Origin of the sequence: Cutibacterium sp. KBN10P07758 (assembly GCF_050286205.1) — a bacterium.
Taxonomy (GTDB): Bacteria; Actinomycetota; Actinomycetes; order Propionibacteriales; family Propionibacteriaceae; genus Cutibacterium; species Cutibacterium acnes.
In genome coordinates this window covers 645,260-669,913 of record NZ_JBNNQV010000001.1, presented here as the reverse complement: position 1 = coordinate 669,913, position 24,654 = coordinate 645,260, and the positions used below count along the sequence as shown (strand labels likewise).

The window sequence follows — 24,654 nt, the reverse complement described above, 5'->3', positions numbered from 1 at the left end:
AAGTCGGCGCGTCGTCGTCTCACGTGGTTGGCCGCACAGCGGCTGAGCGAACCGAGTTCGCGCTCAGACTCACTTAGGCTGGGCCTTTGAGGTGATTGTGATCTTGCCGGAGTTGATGTCGTCCTTGATCGCCTTCAGCTCGTTCTTAACGTCAGCGGGGATCTTGGAGTCGAACTCGTGGAACGGGGACAGGCCGGTGCCACCGTCTTCCAGGGAGCCGACGTACGGCTTGTTATCGAATTTGCCGTCCTTGGCAGCCTTAACCGCATCGAAGACGGCAACATCCATGCCCTTGAACACCGAGGTGATGATATTCGAGCAGTAGGCCGGCTGGGTCTTGCAGCCATCACCGTCAACCCAGATGGCATTGGCCTTTCCGCCAGAGGACTTCACAGCTTGCAGCGCACCGTTTCCAGCATTGCCCGCCACCGGCAGAATGATATCGGCACCCTGGTTGAGCAGTGCTTGAGCAGTAGCCTTACCACCAGAGACGTTCTGGAACGGGTTGGGCTGCGGGACGAACTGACCGTCCTGCTTCTTGACATCCCAACCGATAGCCTGAACCGACTTGTGCTTCTGCTTGTTGTAGTAGTCAACGCCCTGGGAAAAACCATCCATGAAGATGGTGACGGTCGGGATCTTCATGCCGCCGAAGGTGGCAACCTTGCCGGTCTTGGTCAGTGCGGAAGCCAGGTAGCCGGCCTCAAAGGAAGACTGGGCAGTGTTGAAGATCAGCGGTTTAAGGTTCTCAGGAGGATTCGCCGGGTTGTCGTCAACGATGGCGAACTTGACGTTCGGGTTTGCTTTGGCAGCAGCGAGGGTGGGCTTCTCGAGCAGGAACCCAACGGAGACGATGATCGAGCACTTGGCGTCCACCATGGACTGCAGGTTGGTGGCGTAGTCCTTATCGTCCTTCGACTCGACCTTGGCGGTCTTCACGCCGAGATCGCTCGCAGCCTTGTTGAGACCCTGAAGAGAGGTCTCGTTGAAGGATTTGTCGTTAAAACCAGCAGAGTCGGAGACCATACAGGCCTTAAACTCACCGGAGTTGGAGTTATCCTTCCCAGCAGCAGACGTGGAGGAACCCGCCGAGGAGCCCGTGGACGCGTCCGGAGCCTGCGCGCAGGCCGACAGTGACAAGGCTGCGGCAGCGAAAACGGCGGGAATAGCGAGGTGTAACTTCTTCACGGACTGCCTCCTGGAGCAGACGATGATCCAACGGTGGAAAACCCGTGGGGCATGTGTCGCCGATCGGGCCATAAAACTGTAACCCCTTCGTGGAGAAATCGACACCTTAACGGTCAAACTGGCCCCAAGAAGCGGGAGCATATCGCCTCGACCTTGGGTGGCGCCAGCAATTCATAGGGCGAGCGGGTCCATAGAGCGAACCGGGCTTCAGGCCACCTGATTGACCAGCGCTTCAGCCGCGTCAACGATTGATAAGGTTTCGGCCTGCCAATTGTCCTCTTGACTGCGATAAGGCCCGGTAGCCAGCGAAATCGCGACCGCCGCAGAGCGCAGTCTCAACTCAATCGGATCGACCCGCGAATCAAAGACCGGAACCCACGCTGTCAAAATCTGCCGCATGCGATCGGCCTGGGGCACATTCATACGCTGCACCGTAGACAGGTGGGCAACAAGACACGCGAGATCATCGGCCCGGCGTCCTGGCCCGACGGTGTCGACATCGAGGATTCCGCACACGTGGCCATTCCACACGTGGATCTGGCCTTCGTGAAAATCTCCATGGGTGGGTTCGTTCCCTGCCGGCACATCTGACAGCCCCTCGGTAATGATCTGGGCCATCCTTTCTAACCGTTCACTCTGGTCCGGCAGGGCAGCTGCGACCATACGGCAGTAGTGAGCAACCGATTCACTCCACGGTGACCGGCGCGGAAGGTCGCACACCTGCGGAGGTAACTGGTCGAGTAAACTAACAAGGCTCTCGGCGGTGCACGGACTTCCTGGTTCAAATAGCGCCTTGCTAAGTGGGCATCCCGGCAATTCGGTAAGAAAAAGCAGGTTGTCCTCGGTGACGCCGGCCACCCTCGGGCTCGGCACTGACGCGCGGGTCAGCAAGTCGTGGCGCGCCAGCGTCGCCTGGAAGATGCCGTCACGCAACACCTTGACATAGAAGCGTCGATTGTTGACCTCAGCGCACAGCACCGCCCGACGTCGCGGCCGATATCCGATCATGTGCAGATTGATCTGCTGGGCGCTCACCCGGGCGCCAACCAAGTTAAGGTCAGAGATGATGGCTGCCATTTGTTCGGGGTACGCCGCGCGAGAAAGTCCCGGGAGATCAGGGTCGTCAGGATAACGCCAGACGGCGACCTCCCGGGATCCGTCAACATAAATGTCAGCGCGTGAATCAGTCACTGCCGGGCCACTCGCTCGAGCACTCATGCCGAAGAGTTCTTCTCGCTCCCCCGCAGGCCACTGCACCCGAGCCTGATAGGTCGCCGTCGTGGACTGACCAGGGTTCGCGTCAACGTGGTCGAGGTGCCAATCGACGAGCCCTCCACCAGCGTGCCCGACAGCTGCTTTCAACAACTCGCCGGCCTCCGGGCCAGTCAGCAAGACCGCTCCGTCGGCATCTTTTCCGGGACCGCCGAGCCATGCGGGTCGCCTCCTCACGCGCTTGCCGCCTCCCGCTCAGGGCGCGGGATTGTCGACGTCCCCGCTGGCACCGTTGACGCGCCAGGCGCATCTAAGCGACGAATCCTCAGCCACGCTGCACGTAGACCATCAACCTCGGTAACCGTCAGCTCAATATTGGGATCGGGTTCAACATCCTCGTCGTTTTCATCGGGCACGTATCCAACCGGATCGAGGTGAACGTCGACCTGGGCACCCTTAGTGGGCACCTCACCGGTCTGAGCCATGAAATACCCCGCGAGAGTGTCGTAAGGCCCCTCGGGCAGTACCAGGCCAACCTTGTCGGAAAACTCTTCGAGCGTGGTTAGGCCGTCAATATCGCGCTGCCTGACGTGAGCCAGATCAGACGGTTCAACGGTGTCATACTCATCGGTAATATCGCCAACTATCTCCTCGACGAGATCCTCCAAAGTGACGATGCCAGCCGTGCCACCGTATTCGTCGAGCACAATCGCCAAATGAGCATTAGTGCGACGCATCTCGGTCAGCGCCTTAAGCGCTTTGACGGTATCGGGTAGGGAGACGACGGCACGTACCAGTTGGGATACCCGACTGGTACGAATCTGAGGGTTGAGTTCGAGCAGATCTCGAACGTGAACGAATCCAAGCACCCGATCCGCCGATCCGTCGATAACCGGATACCGAGAATGGGACCCGTCGCGAACCACCTGAGCCGCCTGGACAGCCTTCATTGATCCCTGCAGAAAGTCGACCTCGGTGCGCGGAACCATTACCTCGCGCAGGGACTTCTCTCCCACGGCGAAGACCTCGTCAAGGATGGTGCGCTCCTCGTCCCCCAACGTCGCCGAGGAGACGACCATGGAACGAATCTCCTCGTCGGTCACCTCTTCGCGAGCCGCAGTTGGATCACCGCCAAGGATCTTAACGACAAGGTCTGTCGAAACCCCCAGAAACCAAATGATGGGCCGGAACAGGGTAGCAATGCCATTTACCATCGGACCAAGCGCCACGGAGAATCCCTCTGCACGCTGCATCGCCAAACGCTTAGCTACAAGCTCACCTAACACGATCGAAAAGTAGGAAATAATGACCGTGATAGTGACGAGGGCGACCGTTGCAGCCACTGACGCCGACATTCCCCAGGACTCGAATACTGGCGCGAGCTCGCTGGCCAGCGTCGCACCACCAAAGGCCGAGGCGAGGAAGCCTGACAAGGTGACGCCGATTTGCACCGCAGAAAGGAAACGATTGGGATTTGATTGCAGCTTTTGAATGGAACGACCGCGAGATCCGCGGGTCGCCGCCAACTGCTTGATCTGGGAATCGCGGAGGCTCACCAGCGCCATCTCGGCAGCCGAAAACACCCCGCCCACGAGGATGAACAAGAGAATAAGGGCGGCGTTCTCAAAGACCTCAGCCACGGGCCTTCACCATTCCTCTCTTCACAGAGGCAATAACGAAGGTGGCGTGACTATCGCCCTCCCGGTCATCGTTGTGCATAAGACAAGAATAGGAGCTCAGCCCGGCAGAACTCCACGGCAGGACGCCTCAGGGTGAGAGGTTGTGTCCTAAGATGTCCAGGCTCCACCACGTCGATACTGCCGAGATGACGAGGACGAACACCGCTTGAAACCATCTCGGACTCCGGTCAAGCAATCTCGCCACTGGCAGAAATGCCGGAAAAGCGGGCAGCAGAAATCGGGCCTTGGAGTTGAAGTACCCCTGCATGTGACCAACGAAGATCACGGTCACAAGCACGTATCCCGTCAACCACACCTGTTCGCGTCGAACTGCCATGACGATGCCAAGGGCGAGATACATGCACCAGGTCAGGGCGACCAAGCCGGTATACCGCCAGTCGAACGGAACGTGATCCATCCGCGAATGAAGGTCTTCCCACGTGTCAAGCAGGGTCCCCATCTCGCTCCCCCACGCCTTCTGAACAAGCAGGTAACCATTCCATCTACCAGTGCGATGAGCGACGATAACAAACCAGGTCAGCAATCCCAGCGGGCTCAACGCCATCCCGACGAAACGACGCCACCGCTGCCCCGCTTCAGCCTTCGTACACAGGCTCGTCAACCACGCGATACCGAGGACGATGCACACCGGGGCGACGGATGCCCGGAACAGACCGGCGACGCCAACGAATACGCCCGCGAGGATCCACCGTCCCGACAGGATGGCAAGCAGCCCGAGCCCAACAAGGGCGATGAACCAGCCCTCGGTGTATCCCATCGATTCAACGACAGCACGAGGCGCAGCGCCCCAGCACGCCACCAACAGCACCGCTGCGGTCGGTCCTGCCACTCGGTGTCCGACCGCTGTGATGACCGCAGCGGCTGTGAGGAAACCCATCTGCGCGGCAATGAGGATCGCTAAATACGGCGACATACCGGTGACAAGGATGATCACCCTGCCAAGAGCTGGCAGCCCTGGCAAAAACGCCAGATCGGATATCCAGGGATCGGTATGGCCAAACATGGGGTTGGGCCAGTGATAACCCCCAGCCGCAATGACGGAATACCACCTTCCGTCCCATCGAGTCAGCCTCGGAACGACCGGTCCGTCCGAAGCCATCGCCGCTATGAGGGCCAGGCGTTGAGCCACCCACACGGCAAGACCGATGCCGATGGTGATGAACCACCGACGTCGGTCCACATCCTCATGACCGGCCGAAATCGGGGCTGCACTCACAGGGATTCAATGATCGCGTTAAAAGTGGTGCTGGGACGCATGGCCTCCGCGACGAGCTCCTCGTCAGGGTGGTAGTACCCGCCCATATCGACCGGGCTGCCCTGGACCCCGTTGAGCTCCTTCAGGATTTGGTCCTCACGAGCAGCCAGCTCGGTCGCGACATCGGAGAATCGGTCGGCAAGTTCAGCATCATCATGCTGAGCAGCCAGCTCGGAAGCCCAATAGCGGGCAAGCCAGTAATGAGACCCCCGGTTGTCGCTCTGTCCGAGTTTGCGGGCCGGGGAGCGGTCGTTCTCGAGGAAAGCACCGATAGCCTTGTCAAGGGTCGCCGCAAGTATTCCCGCTTTGGTGCCCTCGCTGGTCTGGTCGATGTGCTCAAGGCAAGCACCTAGAGCGCAGAACTCGCCCAGGGAATCCCACCGCAGGTAGTCCTCAGCGACGAACTGGGCGACATGCTTGGGCGCCGAGCCTCCGGCACCAGTTTCGAACAAGCCGCCACCGGCCAGCAGTGGGACGACCGAGAGCATCTTGGCACTAGTGCCAATTTCCAGAATCGGGAAGACATCAGTGAGGTAGTCGCGCAGCACGTTGCCGGTTACCGAAATAGTGTCCTCCCCGCGGCGGATCCGCGCCAGGGTGAACTTCATAGCGTCGGCAGGGGCCAGGATGCGAATATCCAACCCCTCGTGCTCCGGCAGATAGGCCTTGACCTTCTCAATGACGCGGGCGTCATGAGCACGGTTCTTATCGAGCCAAAATACCGCCGGGGTATTGGTGATGCGTGCCCGCTCAATGGCCAAGCGCACCCAATCGCGCACCGGGATGTCACGCACCCGGCTCATGCGCCACACGTCACCGGCTTCGACCTGCTGGTTCGTCAACACCTCGTCACCACAGCGCACCTCAACGCGGCCGTCATGGGGGACGATGAACGTGGTGGGGTGGGAGCCGTATTCCTCCGCCTTCTGAGCCATCAGACCGACGTTCGGGACATCACCCATGGTGGCCGGGTCGAGGGCGCCATGCTCGCGGCAGTCGTCCATAATCGCGGCGTACATGGTGGCGTAGCTGCGATCGGGGATGCAGGCTAGCGTCTCCTGACGCTTACCTTCGGCGTTCCACATACATCCGGAATCGCGGACGACAGTTGGCATGGAAGCGTCGATAATGACGAGATTTCCGGCATGCAGATTGGTAATGCCATTGTCGGAGTCGACCATGGCCAGGGCCGGGCGAGCAGCGAAGGCAGAATCGATGGCCGCCTTAATTGCAGTCGCGCGTTCTGCGGGAAGTTTTTCGAGACGGGTATAAAGATCGCCCAGTCCAAGATCGGGATTGACGCCTACCGAGTTGAGGTCGTCACCGTATTTATCGAAGACGTCGACTAGGAAAGTGCGCACTGCATGGCCAAAGAGGACCGGATCGGAGACTTTCATCATCGTCGCTTTGAGGTGAACCGACCACAGTAGATCCTCTTCGTTGGCCTGAGCTAGGGAAGAAGCGTAGAACTCGTCAAGGGCATCAACGGACATAAAGGTGGCATCAACGATCTCACCGTCGAGAGTCTTGATGCCGCTGGCCAAGGTCGTCTCGGAACCATCGGTCCCGATGAGCACAACGTCGAGATCCTGCCCCCGGGAGACGAAGGACTCCTCGTGGTCGAAGAAGTCTCCGTGATCCATATGCGCGACTCGGGCCTTGACCTGGTCAGTCCACTGACCCATCCGGTGCGGGTGAGCCTTGGCGTATGCCTTGACTGCGGTGGGAGCGCGACGATCGGAGTTCCCCTGACGCAATACGGGGTTTACCGCCGAACCGAGCACGGTGGCATAGCGAGCAGCGATTTCCCTCTCCTCATCGGTGGAAGGCTTGTCTGGGAAGTCCGGAAGCTCGTAGCCCTGGGACTGCAGCTCGGCAATAGCAGCCTTAAGCTGCGGGACCGATGCCGAGATATTGGGCAGCTTGATGATGTTGGCATCCGGGGAACCGGTGAGCTCACCCAGCTCAGCTAGGTGGTCGGCAACTTTCTGATCTTCGTTCAGACGATCCGGAAACTGGGCCAGGATGCGCCCCGCCAACGAAATATCCGAAGTCGTGATGTCAATACCCGACCCGTCGAGGAATCCCTCCACGATGGGAAGTAAGGAATATGATGCGAGGGCGGGGGCCTCGTCGATCTTGGTCCAGACGATGGTAGGCATGCACGAACTCCTGTGATCGAGGGGAACGCCGCTGTGCAACCCGTCAGGGCGTCTAGCGGCACTTCGTCTTAAGAATAGTGGAGGTGGTGGACATTTCTGACACACCGAAAAGGAACACCGTAGAACACCGAATTGCCGTCATCCAGTTCGCGAGATATCGCATCCGGTGTGACGAGGCCGACTACTGTACCGGTCATGTCGGAATCCCATGAGCTCGTTGTCACCTGGACTAGCCCGGATCGCCCCGGACTTGTCCATGCCGTTACCGGGGCGTGCGCCCAGGTGGGCGGAAACCTCACAGAGTGTCAGCAATTCACTAGCACCGACACCGGAAACTTCTTCATCCGGTTGCAGGTCGAGTCAGCGAGCAGCCGCGCCGACCTCGAGTCGGCCGTCAGCGAGCTCGCCGGAAAGTGCAACGCTACTGTCCACGTCGACGAGTTGGGGCGTCCCGTCCGTACCCTCATCTTGGCCTCCAAAGCGTCCCATTGTCTGTCTCACTTGCTGTTTAACCGGGACGCTGGTCGGCTGCCAATCGACGTTGTCCAGGTCATGGCGAATCATCCTGACCTCGCCGACTTGACTGCTTTCCATAAGGTTCCGTTCCGGTGGCAAAAAGTCGACCGCGAGTCCAAGACGTCTTTCGAGCAGGAGGTATTGCGCACCGTCGGGGACCTTGACGTCGAGCTCGTCGTATTGGCTCGCTATATGCAGATCCTTTCTCCTGAACTGTGTGAGCAACTATCAGGACGGTGCATCAACATTCATCATTCTTTCCTGCCCGGTTTCAAAGGTGCCAACCCGTACCGCCAAGCCCATTCCCGCGGGGTCAAGCTCATTGGCGCGACGGCCCACTTCGTCACTGTCGACCTCGACGAGGGCCCCATCATCGAACAGCGAGTGCAACGGGTCAACCATTCTCAGACGGTGGCTCAACTCACCGCCGTCGGCCAGGACACCGAATCTGCCACCCTTAACGAGGCCGTCCGTCTGTTCGCTGAGCACCGCACTTTCCTAGACGGAATGCGCACCGTCATCTTGCAGTAGCGGTACCTCCTGACGCCTCCACCAGGGCCGTCACCCGATCCCACATGGGGGCCACCACCTGGCCCCCATGGGCGAGGTCATTCTTGATACGAATAAGTCCCCCGGCCAACTTCGCGTCGTCACCGCGAGTAGGCTTCAAAATAGCCAAGTGTCATCGAGGACTTTCAAGGAGAGATCCATGACCCAGACCCCAGTCAAGATTGCCGTCACCGGAGCTGCTGGCCAGATTTGCTACAGCTTGTTGTTCCGCATTGCTTCCGGTTCGCTGCTCGGAGACACTCCTATCGAGCTTCGCCTTCTCGAGATCACCCCGGCCCTCAAAGCCCTTGAGGGCGTCGTCATGGAGCTTGACGACTGCGCCTTCGGCAATCTCGTGAATATCGAGATCGGTGACGATCCGAAGAAGGTCTTTGACGGAGTTAACGCCGCCTTCCTCGTCGGCGCCATGCCCCGCAAGGCGGGTATGGAGCGTTCCGATCTGCTCACCAAGAACGGGGCTATCTTCACCGCCCAAGGCAAGGCCCTCAACGACGTCGCCGCCGACGACGTCCGCGTTCTCGTCACCGGTAACCCCGCTAACACCAACGCCCTCATCGCTGCTACCAACGCGGTCGACATCCCGAACAACCACTTCGCCGCCTTGACTCGTCTAGATCACAACCGCGCCAAGACGCAGCTTGCCCGCAAGACCGGAAAGACTGTCAATGACGTCCGTCACATGACCATCTGGGGCAACCACTCCTCCACCCAGTACCCCGACGTCTTCCACGCCGAGGTCGCCGGCCAGAAGGCAACCAACCTGGTGAACGAAGCTTGGATCGAGAACGAGTTCATCCCAACCGTCGCCAAACGTGGCGCTGCCATCATCGACGCGCGCGGCGCCTCCTCGGCTGCCTCGGCCGCTAACGCCACCGTCGAGTGCATGCGCGACTGGATGGGCTCCACTCCTGAGGGAGACTGGGTGTCCATGGCGATTCCGTCTGACGGCTCTTACGGCGTGCCCGAGGGCCTCATCTCTTCCTTCCCGGTGACCATCACCAACGGCAAGGTCGAGATTGTTCAGGGTCTTGACATCGACGACTTCTCGCGCGCCAAGATCGACGCCTCTGCCAAGGAGCTGGCCGACGAACGTGACGCCGTCAAGGAACTCGGCCTCATCTGATCGACCCGACGAACGGGCCCGGAAAACGTCAAGTTTCCGGGCCCGTTCTGCGCGTCACGGCGTGAAACTTCGATGGTTTCGGCCGGTAACCGAGCGTCGAGAGAGATGCACCACACTTGTGCACGAATGTGCAGTACATCGTGGTTCCTGAGTTGTCGATAATGATGCTTACTACACTGCCATAAAGCGGTTTTAAGCCTTATCTAAAGGGTTAGCGCGCAGTGGCAAAGGCCACAATTAAGGCATCCGCAGAAATGCACATTAGTGCACACACAGGCATGCCTTAACTGCACCTCGGACCCGTTCTAGTTGTTGCTCTAGACGAGCGACTACCACCATTTCTATGGTCGATGCATCAGATGTCCTGATGTCCACCGCAAGGAGGCGGATCTCCCCCAGGACTCCACACCCGAAGGAGCCAGCAGCCATGACCACTACAGCAGTCCCTCCCACCAGCACTCAACTCTGCGGAGTGTTCGCCGACGTCAACGCCGCAGTGGCTGCCGCCCGTGAGGCCTTCCTCGCCTTCTCTGACTGTTCCTTGGCGCAGCGCCGTACCTTCATCAATGCCGTGCGCGAAGCAGCCAGTCAGCAGGAACGTCTGGAATACATGGCCACGGCTGCTGTCGAGGAGACCGGGATGGGCAATGCCCACCACAAGGTTCTCAAGAATCTCTATGCGGCAACCCGCACCCCTGGTGTCGAAGATCTCGTCATGGAGGCACGTCAAGGCGACGACGGCTTGACCACCCTCGAATACTCCCCCTACGGAGTCATTGGCGCCATTACGCCGACGACGAATCCCACTGAGACGATCATCTGCAACACCGTCGGAATGTTGGCTGCCGGTAATACCGTCGTCTTCAGCCCCCATCCGCGAGCCCGTCATCTCAGCGCATGGCTCGTTGACGTTCTCAATCGCGCGATGGTCGAGGCAGGGGCTCCCGACAACCTCATCACTGTCATCACTGAGCCGACTCCAGACACCACCAAAGCTCTCATCAACCACCCCGACATCACGATGCTTGTAGCGACCGGCGGGCCGCAAATCGTCAACATGGTGCTGTCGAGCGGCAAGAAAGCGATTGGCGCCGGATCGGGCAACCCGCCTGCCGTCGTCGACGAAACCGCTGATGTGGCCAAGGCCGCCAGCGACATCGTCCAGGGAGCCAGCTTCGATAACAACCTGCCGTGCACCGCCGAGAAGGAAGTCATCGTCGTCGCCGAAGTGCTGCCCCAGCTCATGACAGCCATGACGGCCAATGGCGCGCAGGTTGTCAGTGATCCTGAAGAGCTCGCCAAGCTGCGTTCTTTACTGCTCGACACTTCTGGTACTCGACCGAATACCGCATGGGTTGGTCAGGACGCCCAGAAGATCCTGCGAACTGCGGGGATTGAGCCTCATCAGGACACCCGCTTGGTGACAATGGTTACTGATCCGTCGGACCCGTTCGTGCAAGTCGAGATGCTCATGCCAGTGGTGCCGGTGGTCCCCGTCACCGATTACCTGACCGCCATCGACTTGGCTGTCGAGCTGGAACACGGCAACCGTCACACTGCAATCATGCACTCCAAGGATGTTTCGCGGTTGGACCTCATGGCCCGACGCATCCAGACGACGATCTTCGTCAAGAATGGGCCATCTTTCGCCGGCATTGGGATCAACGGGGAAGGGTTCGCCACTTTCACTATCGCGGGGCCAACCGGTGAGGGGCTGACCTCGGCCCGCAGCTTCGCTCGTCGGCGGCGTTGCGTCCTGGACGCACATTAAGTTCTGCGTCCTGGGCAAGACCCTGCGCGATGTCCCACCCACGCCACTAGTGAGGCATCGCACAGGTGAGTACGTCACCTCGTGAGGATGACGACGACCATCACCGCCCCTAGCCCTAACAGGAGAACCGAATCAATCCACCGTGTCCGGACAGCTAATAACCCGGCACTTTGTTCGGGCAGCACTACCCGCAAAATCCCCGCCATAAGCACCGATGCCGCAAAGACCATCGCGCCGCGACGCCAATGTCCCGTGCCCATGACAATTGCTGAGGCAGCAACCCCGAGCAAACAGACCGTGAGCGCCCACCAAGATTGAAGATGCTCCTTAGATTCAGCGCAACGCTCGCTCCGTCGAGCATGTCGAGTCGCGGTACTGACGGGCGCCTCAGCAGCGTGGCGCGGCTGCCTCATGAAGGATCCGCGGTGAGCCGTTCAGCCCGGTCTACCACGTTAGATAGCAACATGGCGCGGGTCATCGGTCCAACGCCACCGGGGTTCGGAGAGACCCACGCGGCCTTCTCCCACACGTCGGCAGTAAAATCGCCCTGGATCTTCCCCTCGGGGGTCCGTGACACACCGACATCCACGAGGACTGCCCCTTCACGGATCATGTCGGCATTAATGAGTCCCGGCGACCCAGCAGCGCCGATAATGATGTCGGCCTGCCGGGTGTGTTCGGCAAGGTTACGGGTCCCGGTGTGACACAGGGTGACGGTGCAGTTCTCGGAACGACGGGTCAGCAGCAGCCCGAGCGGACGTCCCACCGTCGTACCGCGTCCGACCACGCAGACGTTGGCACCCGGCAGCTCGATGCCATGACGGGTCAGCAACTCGACGATGCCGCGCGGGGTGCACGGTAGCGGGGCCGGCTCGTTGAGGACAAGACGCCCCAGTGATGCCGGGGTCAAGCCGTCGGCGTCCTTGTTAGGGTCGATGAGGTTAAGCGCCCAGTTCGTGTCGATATGACGTGGCAGCGGTAGCTGAACAATGTAACCGGTGCAATGCGGGTTGGCATTGAGCCCGCGGATCTTTTGAGCAAGTTCCTCCTCGGTGACGTCGGCAGGCAAATCAACACGAATCGATTCAATGCCTACTTGCGCGCAGTCGCGATGTTTGCCAGCGACGTACTGGTGCGAAGCCGGGTCCTCCCCGACGAGCACGGTGCCCAGTCCCGGTACGACACCTTGATCGCGCAGAGCTGCTACGCGTTCGGCCAGTTCGGACTTGATCGCGGCGGCAGTGGCCTTGCCGTCGAGTTTCTGGGCGGTCATGGATCCTCCTTGTGTCACGGCCTCAACAGGTCCCTATCTTTCCACGAGAACCGCGCTCCCTCGACCACCATCGTGGCCACGTCAATAACCCGATCAATCGTGGTCTCGTTCATCACCGGAGGCAGACTGACGAGGTCGTCGGGCCAGTCGACGTCTAAATGCTGCGGCCGATCCCAGTGCAATGGCCCAACCACGCCGACGTTACGCAGCCGATCTGCCAACTCATCGGCGGCCGGGTGTGAAAGCACCATCGCGCAGCGGGCACTCGGATTGACGATCTGGGCCACCTCCAAGCCGCTCAGGAGGGCAGCGCGGGTCTGGTCCACCCGGCGAGAGAACTCAGCAAGGTTAAACCCTTCAAATTCAGCTCGGGCGTCATCGTCAGGAGGAACTGGAACCCAGCAGTCGTCAGCCAGGTTTTCAGCCTCTTCGAAGGTGTCGAGGCCTCGATCCTTCAAAAACCGACGCCGGGCGCTCGTCAGAAACACGTCTTTGTTGTCTCGCGTTCCAACGAGTTCCGAAAGGTCTTCGTCTGCTTGCACCCATGCGACCTCGGTCAGGGGAAGAAGCTTGCGAGTACTGACCACCTCAATGTCAGCAGGGGTCCGGGACGGCGCGAGAAAAGAATGAGTACGATCGACGATAACTGGCACACCGTCACGACGGGCCTGCTTGAGCACCTCGATGAGCTTCGAACTCGGCTGAATTCCGAAGGTCTCGCAGGTCAACACCGCTGGGTGTTCACCTTGGCGTCGGCAGGCGGCAAGGGCATTAGCAAGAGCGTCCGCGTCGAGCTGGAAGTTGTGGCCGACCGGCAGCCTGTGCACCCGGTATCCTTCTAATTGCCATGGAGTGATCATCGTCTGGCAGGAAAACCAGGGCACTACCAGGCTGTTTGAGCGGCCCCTCTTGCCGCTACAGAGTCCGTCGCGAAGCCATCTGGCGGTCACCGCAAGCGCTTGCCGACCGAGCGCCGTCATCGTCGTCACTGTCACACCATCACCACACATTCACCAGCAATTTTCGCGCTGTTAACCAGCTACTCTCCCAGCCTCCGACTGCCATCGGTAGACCGGTGTCATGCATGCAACACGTCGCCACCTCACCAGTACGGTGGACACCTCGACCGGCGCCTCGACATCAGTCCCGGTTAACACCATTTCACCAAAACCCCACAAATCTCTCTTTGCCGGGTATAGACCTGTCGTCATGCACATCCACAGACGATTCACGAAGGCTGTCGGAGCCGCCGTCGCCGCCGGCCTCCTTGCATTTGGGTTGTCAACCCCCGCCCCAGGGCTTGCCCTGCCCGCCGAGGGAGTTCCTGTGAAGGCCGGGAACGCCCCCGCTCACACCACCATCACGACGACGAATCCTGCCACCGGCAAGATCAAGCACGTGTGGCTTATCATCCTGGAGAACAAGTCCTACGACGAGAACTTCACCGGGCTCAACCAGAACTCCTATCTGTGGAAGGAACTCCCCCGCCAGGGGGCTCTCCTTAACCACTACTACGGCACCGGTCACTATTCCCAGGACAACTACATCACCCTCGTTTCGGGCCAGGCGCCGCAGATGGACCTGCAAGAGGATTGCGGGGACGTCAATTCGAACTTCGGGTCTAATTCCTCAATTATCCGTACCCACACCGGCAAGGAATTCGGACGCAATGACAATTACGGTCAGGCAATGTCTCTCGCCGGGCCGAATGCTCCAGCCGGAAAGAATGGCTGCACCTACCCCAAGGATATTCCCACCCTGTTCAACCAGTTCGATGCCGCAGGGGTGACGTGGAAGGGATACGCCCAGGACCTGCGCAACCACCCGGGCCGTGAGGATGGCCTGGCCGGGTCGCCAGGCACCCTCGCCAACACCCCCGACAAGAACCCCAAGGTCATGAAGACGAACGCGCAGGACGAGGCCAGAGGGATCACCTCGTACACCGGCGCCCAGGCTGACGACCAATACGTCGCCAAGCACTTCCCTTTCGTGTGGTTCCACTCCATCATCGGCAATGACGGCACCGGCAAGGACGCACTGACCCATCCGATTGACGGCGGTACCCCCTCCGACACCAAGCACATCGTCAATCTTGACGATCACTCCCGCGGTCTGGTGAGCGATCTGTCTCGACCCGCCGACCAGGTGCCAGCCTTCAACTGGATCACCCCGAACAACTGCTCAGACGCCCACGACGCTACATGCAAGGGCAACAACCTGTCCGGTCTCTTCGACGCCCACGGTAGCCCGGACTACTCCAAGCCCCTGACAACCCCACCGAAGAACCACACCGGTGGCCTCTACGCCGCCGACCTGTGGCTGCGCTACTACATCCCCCTCATCGAGAAATCGGCCGCCTTCAAGGACGGCGGTCTCATCGACGTCACCTTCGACGAGGCCAACCCGCCCTTCGCGAACCTGTCGTTCAACAACGCGACCGACAACACTGACGTCGCCAAGGCTGCTCGCCGACACGAGCTGTACAACTATTCCCCCCAGACGGTGAAGGACCTCGCCCCCGGCTACCAGAAGTACGCGCCCGGCACCTTCCCCGGCGCCACAACGACGGCCAGGAACTACCTCAAGGCCGACCTCGCCGGGCAGAACATCAACGGCAGGAACGTCGACTGGGAGCCCACCGGCCCGAACTCCACCCTGGCCACCGATAAGCACGGCAACCAGCTCTTCCCCGGACCGGGAGGAAACGGCTTTATCACCCGGCCCCCGTCGTGTGAGCAGGACACCAAGCTCGTCAACGCCGACAAGTCCAACTGTGTCCATGGTGCGAAGAACACCGGGGCGAGCTGGGGGTATTCGCAGGCGTCAACCCTCAAAGCCTCCGCCACCGCCGGCAGCTCGACGGTCCAAGCTGACGTCACGTTCGCCGACATCGGACGCCGGGTCACCGGCAACGGTATTCCCGAGGGGGCCCACGTCGGGAACGTGACCAACCTTGGACCGAACATGGTCGCGTCGGCCTCGGACCCCGTCACAAAGGGCATGTTCACCTTGGTCGATAAGAATGACAACCCCTTGACCACAACCGGTGTTGTGTCGTCCGTCAAACTTTCGGCCACTGGCGTCCCAGGCCACCTGGCTGAGGGGGAAACTCCGGCGTCGACCTTCGACGCACACGACGCCACCCCGGGAGGCGGCATCACCGGATCGATCCTCATCTCCCCCTACATCAAGCCCGGAACCGTCAGCTCCACCCACTACAACCACTTCTCCTGGCTGCGGACGATGGAGGACATTTTCTCCGTCTCCAAGGGTAAGGACACTCGTCAGCTTGAGGCTGGCACCGTTTCCGGTGGCCTCGACGGAGCCGGACACCTCGGCTTCGCTGCCCAGGCCGGATTGGGAACCTTCGGGAAGGACGTCTTCACCAACGTGTCCACCGGCGACGAACCCCACCCGAGTGCCAGCACCACCGCGGGTGCCCCGAGTAGCCACCCATCCCTCGCACCTTCCCGCGGCCCGGCCACTCACCCCTCACGGTCAGGCAAGCCCAGTCTGCCCCGCACCGGGGCCGAGGGCACAGTTGACCCGGTATCCGACAGCCATGCCTCGATGGAAACCGGCCTGGCAGTCATCGGTGCAGCCCTGGACACACGGACCTGGCACCGCCACCACTGAACGGGAAGAACATGAGTCGTCGCACCACGCCCCGACGAGGGCGCCGCACCAGCATCCGTAGGGTCAGTTGCCAGGTTGCCGTGCTCGGATTGTGTACTGCAACAGGCCTGCTCGCAGGCTGTTCCTTCTCCGACCACACGACCCCGGCACCGTCCGACTCCCGTCCCCCGGCCCAGCAGCTGGCGTCCCAACCACTGCCATCGTGGATCCCCAGCCCGACCACTGGGCGCAAAGCCACCGGAAGTGTCCAGCGTCCCGCCCTGTCGTACCAAGGTGTTGAAGTGCGGGTCGATCTCGACCGGGGCAATAGCGTGACGATGAATGTCCACGGCCCGACCGCCCCTGCGGGGACGAAGGTGGGTGCCGAGGCTGCCGATCTCACCTGGACCGTCACCGTCAGTGACGCCACCGGCACGATTCCGCTGTCGATCACACAGTTCAACGTGCAAGACGAGGCCGGAAAATACCACTGGGCTCAGCCAGTCAAAGGATCCCCGGTCCCGGCCAAGATCAGCAAAGGTCAGAAGGTGACCTTCACGATCCACACCGTCGCCTCCGCGGGCGAAGGCATGGTTCGATGGGCGCCTGACGGCAAGCATGTCGTCGCCCTATGGGACTACATCGCCGAGCTTGACTGACCCCTCAGAACCGTCAGGGGGTCCGAACCATCGGACCCCCTGACGTGTTCCAAGAAACCTCTATGAGGAGCGCGGAATCAGTGGAAGAAGTGGCGAGTCCCGGTAAAGTAGAGTGGGACGCCGGCCGTACGGCAGACCTCGATCGTCTGGTCGTCACGAATGGAACCACCCGGCTCGACGATCGCAGCGATATGGGCGTCAATGAGCACCTGGGGACCGTCGGCAAATGGGAAAAAAGCGTCGGAAGCGGCGACCGATCCGGCGGCACGATCTCCGGCCCGCTCCACGGCGAGCCTGCAGGAGTCGACCCGGTTCACTTGCCCCATACCGACACCCACTGAGGCGCCGTCGTGGGCCAGCAAAATGGCGTTGGACCTCACCGAACGGCATGCCCGCCAGGCGAAGGACAGGTCGGCCAAGGTGACATCATCAACCGGGTCACCTGCCGCCAGAGTCCAGTTGGCCGGATCGTCGCCGTCGGCCTGGAAGAGGTCGGTCTCCATGGCCAGCAGGCCACCGTCGATCTGACGCAGCTCCCAACCGGCCAGGTGCGGGGCAGGGCACTCCAACAGCCGGATGTTCTTCTTGCGAGACAGGATCTCGACCGCACCATCCTCATAGCCGGGAGCGACGACGACCTCGGTGAAGATCTCGGCAACCTGCTCGGCCATCTCCACGCTGACCGGGCGATTAGTGGCGATAACGCCACCGAAAGCGCTCAGAGAGTCACAGGCGTGAGCCTTGCGATGGGCTTCGGCAATGTCGGAGCCGGTAGCGATGCCGCACGGATTCGAGTGCTTGATGACGGCCACGCAGGGGGCCTCGAAGTCGAAGGCCGCCCGCCGCGCCGAGTTGGTGTCGACATAGTTGTTGTAGCTCATGGCCTTGCCATGGAGTTGGCGGGCTCCGGCCAGGCCGGGCTCGCCGGAGCTACGGTATACGGCTGCGGCCTGGTGGGAGTTCTCGCCATAGCGCAACGGGTGGGACAGCTCCCCGGTCGTACCGACGAAGGTGGGAACGCCGTCAACGGCCACCCCATCACGACTGCCGAACCAGGTGGCCACCGCGACGTCATAGGCAGCGGTGTGGGCGAAGGCACGGGCCGCCAGCACGCGACGCTCCTCCATGGTGTACCCGCCTTCGGACAGGGCCCGGGCAAGGTCTTCGTACTGGTCCGGGTTGGTCAGGACCGCCACATTGGCGTGATTCTTAGCAGCGGCACGCACCATCGACGGGCCACCGATGTCGATCTTCTCAATGCACTCATCGAAATCTCCCCCTTGCGCTACGGTCTCGGCGAAGGGGTACAGATTGCACACGACGAGGTCAAAGGGCTTCACTTCTAAAGCAGTCAGCTGCTCACGATGGGACGTCAAGCGGCGGTCGGCGAGGATCCCGGCGTGCACCTTCGGGTGCAGGGTCTTGACACGTCCGTCGAGGCACTCCGGGAACCCCGTAATCTCACTAACCTCAGTCACCGTCACCCCATGAGAGGCCAGCTCTTTAGCGGTTGACCCCGTCGAGACCACCTCGACCTGCGCGTCAATAAGGGCCTTGGCCAACTGGTCAAGACCAGACTTGTCGTAGACGGAGACGAGGGCCCGACGGATGGGTTGACGTTCGCTCACTGGGGATCCTTTCGAGACGATTCGGTGCCGAGTTCTTCCATGCCGGGACGCACCCCGGCAAGTTCTGTGACCACCGTGACAAGCATTTCGCGTTCCTTCACCTTGATGCGTTCGTGAAGGGACTCGACGGTGTCGTCGGTGAGGACGGGCACAGCCCGTTGGGCGAGGATTCGGCCGGTGTCAACTCCGGCGTCAACCATAAAGACAGTAGCCCCGGTAATTTTGACCCCGTATTCCAAAGCATCGCGGGGGCCGTGGATTCCTGGGAAAGACGGCAACAGGGCTGGGTGGGAGTTAATGGTGCGTCCACCGAACCGGTCCAGGAAAGTCTGTCCGAGCAACTTCATGAATCCGGCGCAGACGACCAAGTCAGGATCGAAACGAGCGACAGCGTCAGTCAGACGAGTATCCCAAGCCGCGCGCATAGTCGTCTGCGCATCGCTGCGCGGTAGCGGCTCGGCGAAGGTCGGGATGCCGACTGCCTGGGCTCGTTGCAGGGCGACAGCATCGGGCTGGTCAGAACCGACGGCGACGATGCTCACCTGCTCGGGCAGGTTGTCGATGAGGGACTGCAAGAGGGTTCCGGTACCTGAGACGAGGACGACGACGCGAAAGGCCACAACCCCACCTTAAGCCCTCTGGGTCTACGATGGGCCAGACGCAAGGGCAGTGGACAACGCGGTGAGGGTAGCGATAGCTGCTTGGGCAGCCTCATAACCCTTGTCTTCGTGGGATCCCTCGAGCCCGGCACGGTCGAGGGCTTGGGCTTCATCGTCACAGGTAAGAATGCCGAAACCGATAGGGGTCTTGGTACGCACCGCGACGTCTGTAATACCGCGGGTAGCAGCGTCACAGACATAGTCGAAGTGCGGGGTTCCTCCCCGGATAATCACTCCGAGGGCGACGAGAGCGTCAAAGTGATCGGCCAAGGAGGCACAGGCCACCGGCAGCTCGAAGGATCCTGGTACTCGGATGACGGCGGGGTCGTGTACTCCGGAATCGACCAGTCCGCGCAAGGCACCGTCAAGTAGCCCAGTCATCACTGTGCCGTGCCACTGGGCTGCGACGACCGCAACCTTAAGACCGCTGCCATCGAGGCCGCTGAGGTCGGGTGCGGAGAGGCCGAGGGTGGTGCGTGAACTCATGGTCGGTCTCCTTTGATGGTCAGGGCGGGCGTGGTGGATGTCGTGTGGCTACTAGCCAGGGGCTGCGTGGACATCTCGGACGGGCTGACGCCGAGTGTCAGCGCGTGTCCCATCCGATCGCGTTTCGTGCGCAGGTAACGTTCGTCCTCAGGACGAGTCGAGGTCTCGAGGGGGGACATCGTCACCTCAAGTCCCCCATCGCGCAGCGCCTCAGCTTTAGCCGGGTTGTTTGTAAGTAGCCGGACGCTCGTAATCCCAATATTCGCCAGGATTGCGACGGCTGCCCCGTACTCGCGGGCATCGACGGGCAAACCGAGGTGGGTCTGAGCGTCGACGGTGTCCAGACCGCCATCCTGGGCTTTGTAGGCCGCAATTTTGTTGAGTAAGCCGGTAGCACGTCCCTCATGGTCACGCAGCAGGATGATTGCCCCACCATGGCGGCAGACGTGCTGCTGGGCGGCCGCCAACTGGTCGCCACAGTCACAGCGCAACGACCCCAAGGCGTCCCCGGTGAGACATTCCGAGTGCACCCTCACCCAGGCGGGACCACCGTCGTCAGCGTCGATTCCCTTCTCGCCTACCAGCAGCACATGCTCGACCCCGGTACAATTATCCCGGTAGCCAGTTATCGCGAACTGACCGTGACGGGTCGGCAAGTGAGCGCTGGCCAGTGCTGTCACTCGCTGGGTCGGGACGGCCGGGCCCGGATCATGGGCCTGACGCCATTGGGCGAGCTGGTCGATGGTAGTCAAAGCCAAGCCCTCAGTGCGGGCCAGATCAGCAATCGCGTCAGCACGCAGGCACATGCCGTCATCTCCGACAAGTTCACCGATGAGACCGACAGGTTCTAGACCCGCCAGCCGCGCCAGATCGACGGCAGCCTCAGTGTGGCCGCGCCTCTCCAACACTCCCCCAGCCCGAGCCCGCAGAGGCAGCACGTGACCGGGACGCACCAAGTCCGACGGGGTGGAGGAAGGATCGGCCAGGACCCGGGCGGTACGGGCACGCTGGACGGCGTCGATCCCTGTGGTGATCCCGTGGGCCGCGTCGACAGCAACGGTGTAGCGAGTGCGCAATGGGTCCTGGCTCGCCGGCCACATGAGGGGCAGATCGAGCTGATCGGCCCTTTCCTCGGTCATGGGTGCACACAAGTAGCCGGAAGTGTGGCGCACCATCCAGCCGACCCAGCGCGGATCAGCGAGTTCTGCGGCCAGGATGGCGTCCCCCTCGTTCTCCCGGTCGGCATCGTCGGTAACGAGCACCGGTCGTCCGGCACGTAGCTCAGCCAGGACCTCCTCAATAGTGTTCAGCATGACCTCTCCTTGTTCGTCAGGGCTTCCAAGTACTTTGCAATGATGTCGACTTCGACGTTGACCTCATCACCGGGCGACAGCGCCCCCAAGACGGTTCCGGTAAGGGTAGCCGGAATGAGACTCACCTCAAACCACTCCGGGGCCACCGCGCAGACGGTCAAAGATGTGCCGTTGATCGCAATCGATCCTTTTTCGACGACATAGCGCGACACAGCGGCGGGGAGGGCGAATCGGAATACCTCCCAATGGTCTCCGGGGGTACGGAACACAAGCTTGGCGAGCCCGTCGACATGTCCCTGGACGATGTGCCCGCCGAGTCGATCCCCTACTGGCACCGGGCGCTCCAGATTGACCCTGCTACCTGGAGCTAGGCCTCCTAGTGCGGTCCGGTTAAGGGTCTCGGCCATGACGTCACAGCCGAAGGAGGCCTCGTCAAGGTCGGTGACCGTCAGGCAGGTGCCGTTAACGGCGATAGACGACCCAAGCCGAGCATCCGAGCAGACCAGCGGCCCGCGGATGGCGAGTCGGGCGGAGTCCCGTCCCTTCTCGATGGCGAGCACCTCGCCGATTTCCTCGATGATTCCGGTGAACATGGTATCCTCACTCATGATGTGCGTGAATCTGGATGTCGGGGCCCAACTGGGTCACGTCGTCGATGACGAAGTGGTGTGCCTGGGACAAAGTGGCGACGGTGGGGTCGACGACTGCTGCTCGACCGCCTCCCAACACCGTCGGTGCCATGTGGGCGATGACCTCGTCGACCAGGTTGGCCGCGAGGAAGGCTCCGGCCAGTTGTGGTCCGCCCTCCAGCCAGACACGGTGAACACCGCGGCACCACAGGAGGTCCAGCACCTCAGCAGGGTCGTGGCTGGGAATGTGCAAGGTCGAGGCCGAGTCGTCACGCAAATGACACCCAGCAGGCGGTTCTCGCATGCCCACCACGACTCGTAGGGGTTGGTGGGTGACGCCGGGCAGCCGAACCGTCAGCCTCGGGTTATCGGCCAAGGCAGTTCCGGTGCCGACGATGATCGCCCCGCACCGAGCCCGGCCGAGCTGCACCTGGTGGCGGGCCTGTTCCCCGGTGATCCACTGGCTGGTTCCGTCGGGGGCAGCGCTGCGTCCGTCGAGGCTCGCGGCGTACTTCCAGCACACCCGGGGGCGTCGGTGGATCTGGCTGAAGGTCCAATCGGCGTTGAGGGCTGTGGCTTCCTCGGAAAGAACCCCGGTGACCACCTCGACGCCGTGGGTACGCAGCCACTGTTCTCCCCCGGATGCCACCGGGTTGGGATCCGACTGGGCGATGACAACCCGGGCAATCCCGGCGTCGACCAGGGCATGGCTGCACGGTCCGGTACGCCCGGTGTGATGACAGGGCTCCAAGGTGACGACGGCGGTGGCTCCCCTGGCATCATCGCCAGCCTGGCGCAGTGCCTCCACCTCAGCGTGTGGAGTTCCCGCTCCGCGGTGCCAACCCTGACCTATCACCCGGTCCTCAGCGACAATGACACAGCCGACACGCGGGTTCGGATCCGGGCATGGTGATTTCGCGGCCATATCCAAGGCGAGCGCCATAGCGTCGTCCCATCGCTGATCCATGGTCCTCCTGAGCTGTTGCGGCTCCGGGGGTGCGCAAGGACGACACACAGGGCTGACGGCGACGCCAGCCACTTTCCGTGCTACCTCCCATCCGGACTTTTACCGTCGGTACCGGAATTTCACCGATTCAACCTCACCGCCACGAGGACGGCTCGGGTCGCGGACTATCACCGCCGGTTCGGACTTTCACCGACCCCGGAGCACGTGTGCTTGCTGATAAGTATGCACCTGTTCGCCATGGGGTGCGACATCATCTCACTGGTTTGTTACCGCAGACGGTCCAGCTCAAGGTCGGTCCGTGGTGTCGCCATCGTCAGGGGCGTCCTGGTTGTGTTGAATGGAGTCGTATATGTCGTGACCGATTGCCTCATCGTCGACCGGCTCTGCGGTGGCATTCTCGGGGGCAACCTTGTCCTGTTTAGCTTCAGCTTCTCGCTTGTCAGCTGCCGCCTTCTGCTCAGCTTTTGCCTTCTTCTTAGCGGCGCGGTTGCGAGCTTTTTTCTCGGCTTTGACGGCGTGGTTCTTCTTGCGCTCCTGACGGCGCTCCGCGCGCCCCTGACGCGACTCTTCGGACCTCAAACGTCGAGACAAGCCGATGACGAAACCGCACAGCATCGTCACCAGGGTCAAGACACCAACGGCACACCCGCCAGTAGCCGGCATGATCGTGCCGACCTCACTCAGTCGCCCATCTCCGAGATTTCCGCTGCTGAGCGACCCCAAGGCACCGAGCACAAGCCCTGATAGCAGGCCCGATAGGGCGCCGAGCCCACACCCGATCTCGAATTCGGCCTCCGGAAGAGACCTCATAACAAGGATTCCACCGACGATCGCAGCGACGACCGGTACAGCGAGCCATACACAAGCTGCCGGGTTTAACGGACCATTAGGCGGTAGTGCACCAAGCACCGGCAGGGCCGGAACGATACCAAGGTGGCTTCCCAGCGGGGATACGAAGGTTCCGGTACCGAAGGCGAAGCCTGGACTCATCGTCCATGCGGTGCCCCACAGCGCCATCGTCGGTAGCCATGCCAACTGCAGGAGGATGAGGCAGAACCCACCCCACCCGGTGGCCCCGATCTGCTGATGCAGATGAATGACCCGGTCTGCATGAACTAACAGCGCCACGGCAAGCGCCGCTGCCCCGCCAGCCAGACAGACGGCAACGGTTGCCCCGACGGCTTTCGGTAATCCTCGGGCCCAGTGTGGTAATCGACTCAGGGGATTGATGTGGGCGCCACGACATGCCCCGACGATCCCTGAACACAGCCCGATGAGCAATGCCCCGACCATGGCTGCCAGCCAATGGGGCGTCGTTGCGCCAGCCGCCATCACGACGGCCGCTAGCAGCTCAATTGTAGTGTGGAGGGCTACCGCCTCACCGACGTGTCGACGTGCTGGTCTTTTATCGTGTCGGTGCCATAGAACGCGAGCACCGTATCGGCAGGCTTCTTCGCCGAGTAGCAGGCTAACGCAGGTTAGACCGAGCGGAATGAGGCCAATGTGCACCCCGATGATGTCAACGGGCACCCCATGCCCGCTCAGCCACAAACTCGACGCTGCTGCCAGGATGCTAGGAAATGAGCGTCCGTTACTGGCCAGCCATTCCGGAACGATAATTCCGGCGAAAGCGAGCCATTGCACCAGGATCGCTGCCGCCGCGGCCACCACGACGACGACTGGCCACGGCCATGGCACGCGCGGTTCTCGGGATTCGTCGGCCTTGGAGGACTCGATGACGAACCTCGCCGAGGTCGATGTCGAGCCTGATCTGACCATGCGGGAATCCTGTTCGGTTTGGGGAAGGAAGTTATAGGGAACCCTACCGTCCACCAACAACTTTTTCGGTTACCACACCAGGGCCGTCTGAATGCATGGAGCCCGGTCCCACGTGGGACCGGGCTCCATGCATTCAGACGGTCAAGGCG

At 61.4% G+C, this 24,654-nt stretch carries 23 protein-coding genes and 1 riboswitch; of the genes, 6 read left to right on the top strand and 17 right to left on the bottom strand.

The features are described 5' to 3' along the window. Window positions 1-69: 69 nt before the first annotated feature. Window positions 70-1,140: a BMP family lipoprotein gene (locus tag ACOYO3_RS03310; protein ID WP_156197726.1), complete on the bottom strand. Its 1,071-nt coding sequence runs from the start codon at window positions 1,138-1,140 to the stop codon at window positions 70-72. On the opposite strand from ACOYO3_RS03310, the gene ACOYO3_RS03305 reads away from it, so the two are divergent. Further along, on the top strand, window positions 1,049-1,270 hold the full coding sequence (locus tag ACOYO3_RS03305; RefSeq protein ID WP_002519606.1) for a hypothetical protein: 222 nt from the start codon (window positions 1,049-1,051) through the stop codon (window positions 1,268-1,270). The two genes, ACOYO3_RS03310 and ACOYO3_RS03305, sit on opposite strands and share 92 nt — an antisense overlap. Window positions 1,271-1,395: 125 nt before the next feature. Here the strand turns inward: ACOYO3_RS03305 and ACOYO3_RS03300 are convergent, their stop codons facing one another. From ACOYO3_RS03300 to ACOYO3_RS03285, 4 genes are all read right to left on the bottom strand, one after another. Further along, entirely contained in the window at window positions 1,396-2,637 is a 1,242-nt protein-coding gene (locus tag ACOYO3_RS03300; protein ID WP_002516046.1) for an aminoglycoside phosphotransferase family protein, read from the bottom strand. After that, entirely contained in the window at window positions 2,634-4,040 is a 1,407-nt protein-coding gene (locus tag ACOYO3_RS03295; RefSeq protein ID WP_002515997.1) for a hemolysin family protein, read from the bottom strand. Before ACOYO3_RS03295 ends, ACOYO3_RS03300 begins: the two co-directional genes overlap by 4 nt. Window positions 4,041-4,167: 127 nt before the next feature. Next, window positions 4,168-5,316, bottom strand: coding sequence for a hypothetical protein (locus tag ACOYO3_RS03290; RefSeq protein WP_002519607.1), 1,149 nt, complete (start codon window positions 5,314-5,316; stop codon window positions 4,168-4,170). Continuing rightward, window positions 5,313-7,517 carry an NADP-dependent isocitrate dehydrogenase gene (locus ACOYO3_RS03285; protein ID WP_002515976.1) on the bottom strand — a complete coding sequence of 735 codons (2,205 nt, stop codon included), beginning with the start codon at window positions 7,515-7,517 and terminating at the stop codon, window positions 5,313-5,315. The genes ACOYO3_RS03290 and ACOYO3_RS03285 overlap by 4 nt, the downstream gene beginning before the upstream one ends. A 195-nt stretch (window positions 7,518-7,712) precedes the next feature. Between ACOYO3_RS03285 and ACOYO3_RS03280 the strand changes: the two genes are divergently transcribed. After that, window positions 7,713-8,564 carry a formyltetrahydrofolate deformylase gene (locus ACOYO3_RS03280; RefSeq protein ID WP_002516034.1) on the top strand — a complete coding sequence of 284 codons (852 nt, stop codon included), beginning with the start codon at window positions 7,713-7,715 and terminating at the stop codon, window positions 8,562-8,564. Here ACOYO3_RS03280 and ACOYO3_RS03275 read toward each other — a convergent pair. Beyond that, the gene (locus ACOYO3_RS03275; protein WP_154708484.1) at window positions 8,551-8,712 is read right to left on the bottom strand and encodes a hypothetical protein; all 162 of its coding nucleotides are present in this window, start codon (window positions 8,710-8,712) and stop codon (window positions 8,551-8,553) included. The genes ACOYO3_RS03280 and ACOYO3_RS03275 overlap by 14 nt on opposite strands. Before the next feature lie 30 nt (window positions 8,713-8,742). Between ACOYO3_RS03275 and ACOYO3_RS03270 the strand changes: the two genes are divergently transcribed. Continuing rightward, complete coding sequence (locus ACOYO3_RS03270; protein WP_002516051.1) at window positions 8,743-9,726, top strand: malate dehydrogenase; 984 nt, start codon at window positions 8,743-8,745, stop codon at window positions 9,724-9,726. A gap of 427 nt (window positions 9,727-10,153) precedes the next feature. Further along, complete coding sequence (locus ACOYO3_RS03265) at window positions 10,154-11,497, top strand: aldehyde dehydrogenase EutE (RefSeq protein WP_002516030.1); 1,344 nt, start codon at window positions 10,154-10,156, stop codon at window positions 11,495-11,497. Between the two features lie 74 nt (window positions 11,498-11,571). On the opposite strand, the gene ACOYO3_RS03260 is transcribed toward ACOYO3_RS03265, so the two are convergent. From ACOYO3_RS03260 to ACOYO3_RS03245, 4 genes are read right to left on the bottom strand one after another with little or no spacing between them, the layout of a single operon-like run. Beyond that, window positions 11,572-11,910: a DUF3017 domain-containing protein gene (locus tag ACOYO3_RS03260; protein ID WP_002550377.1), complete on the bottom strand. Its 339-nt coding sequence runs from the start codon at window positions 11,908-11,910 to the stop codon at window positions 11,572-11,574. After that, window positions 11,907-12,770 carry a bifunctional methylenetetrahydrofolate dehydrogenase/methenyltetrahydrofolate cyclohydrolase gene (locus tag ACOYO3_RS03255; protein ID WP_002517677.1) on the bottom strand — a complete coding sequence of 288 codons (864 nt, stop codon included), beginning with the start codon at window positions 12,768-12,770 and terminating at the stop codon, window positions 11,907-11,909. Before ACOYO3_RS03255 ends, ACOYO3_RS03260 begins: the two co-directional genes overlap by 4 nt. Window positions 12,771-12,784: 14 nt before the next feature. After that, complete coding sequence (locus tag ACOYO3_RS03250; RefSeq protein WP_002519611.1) at window positions 12,785-13,750, bottom strand: hypothetical protein; 966 nt, start codon at window positions 13,748-13,750, stop codon at window positions 12,785-12,787. Window positions 13,751-13,801: 51 nt separating this feature from the next. Further along, entirely contained in the window at window positions 13,802-13,981 is a 180-nt protein-coding gene (locus ACOYO3_RS03245; RefSeq protein ID WP_002517670.1) for a hypothetical protein, read from the bottom strand. Here ACOYO3_RS03245 and ACOYO3_RS03240 point away from each other — a divergent pair. Both ACOYO3_RS03240 and ACOYO3_RS03235 read left to right on the top strand, forming a co-directional pair. Next, a complete protein-coding gene (locus tag ACOYO3_RS03240) occupies window positions 13,980-16,406 on the top strand; it encodes an alkaline phosphatase family protein (RefSeq protein WP_002515998.1) in 2,427 nt (808 codons plus the stop codon). The genes ACOYO3_RS03245 and ACOYO3_RS03240 overlap by 2 nt on opposite strands. 317 nt (window positions 16,407-16,723) lie before the next feature. After that, window positions 16,724-17,044, top strand: a complete 321-nt coding sequence (locus ACOYO3_RS03235) for a hypothetical protein (protein ID WP_002520628.1) — start codon at window positions 16,724-16,726, stop codon at window positions 17,042-17,044. A gap of 77 nt (window positions 17,045-17,121) precedes the next feature. Here ACOYO3_RS03235 and purH read toward each other — a convergent pair whose 3' ends face one another. The 7 genes from purH to ACOYO3_RS03200 all read right to left on the bottom strand — a co-directional run bounded on the left by purH (window position 17,122) and on the right by ACOYO3_RS03200 (window position 24,505). Then, window positions 17,122-18,672 carry a bifunctional phosphoribosylaminoimidazolecarboxamide formyltransferase/IMP cyclohydrolase gene (gene purH / locus ACOYO3_RS03230; protein WP_002516039.1) on the bottom strand — a complete coding sequence of 517 codons (1,551 nt, stop codon included), beginning with the start codon at window positions 18,670-18,672 and terminating at the stop codon, window positions 17,122-17,124. Beyond that, window positions 18,669-19,292: a phosphoribosylglycinamide formyltransferase gene (gene purN, locus ACOYO3_RS03225; protein ID WP_002515979.1), complete on the bottom strand. Its 624-nt coding sequence runs from the start codon at window positions 19,290-19,292 to the stop codon at window positions 18,669-18,671. The genes purH and purN overlap by 4 nt, the downstream gene beginning before the upstream one ends. 24 nt (window positions 19,293-19,316) lie before the next feature. Then, on the bottom strand, window positions 19,317-19,817 hold the full coding sequence (gene ribH, locus ACOYO3_RS03220) for a 6,7-dimethyl-8-ribityllumazine synthase (RefSeq protein WP_002516069.1): 501 nt from the start codon (window positions 19,815-19,817) through the stop codon (window positions 19,317-19,319). Next, window positions 19,814-21,130, bottom strand: a complete 1,317-nt coding sequence (ribB, locus tag ACOYO3_RS03215; RefSeq protein ID WP_002515974.1) for a 3,4-dihydroxy-2-butanone-4-phosphate synthase — start codon at window positions 21,128-21,130, stop codon at window positions 19,814-19,816. Before ribB ends, ribH begins: the two co-directional genes overlap by 4 nt. Then, window positions 21,124-21,738 carry a riboflavin synthase gene (locus ACOYO3_RS03210; protein WP_002525122.1) on the bottom strand — a complete coding sequence of 205 codons (615 nt, stop codon included), beginning with the start codon at window positions 21,736-21,738 and terminating at the stop codon, window positions 21,124-21,126. Before ACOYO3_RS03210 ends, ribB begins: the two co-directional genes overlap by 7 nt. Then, the gene (gene ribD / locus ACOYO3_RS03205; RefSeq protein ID WP_002517645.1) at window positions 21,731-22,726 is read right to left on the bottom strand and encodes a bifunctional diaminohydroxyphosphoribosylaminopyrimidine deaminase/5-amino-6-(5-phosphoribosylamino)uracil reductase RibD; all 996 of its coding nucleotides are present in this window, start codon (window positions 22,724-22,726) and stop codon (window positions 21,731-21,733) included. Before ribD ends, ACOYO3_RS03210 begins: the two co-directional genes overlap by 8 nt. 73 nt (window positions 22,727-22,799) lie before the next feature. Beyond that, a riboswitch (FMN riboswitch) is annotated at window positions 22,800-22,934 on the bottom strand. Between the two features lie 77 nt (window positions 22,935-23,011). Continuing rightward, on the bottom strand, window positions 23,012-24,505 hold the full coding sequence (locus tag ACOYO3_RS03200; RefSeq protein WP_002520626.1) for a cell division protein PerM: 1,494 nt from the start codon (window positions 24,503-24,505) through the stop codon (window positions 23,012-23,014). Between the last annotated feature and the right edge of the window lie 149 nt (window positions 24,506-24,654).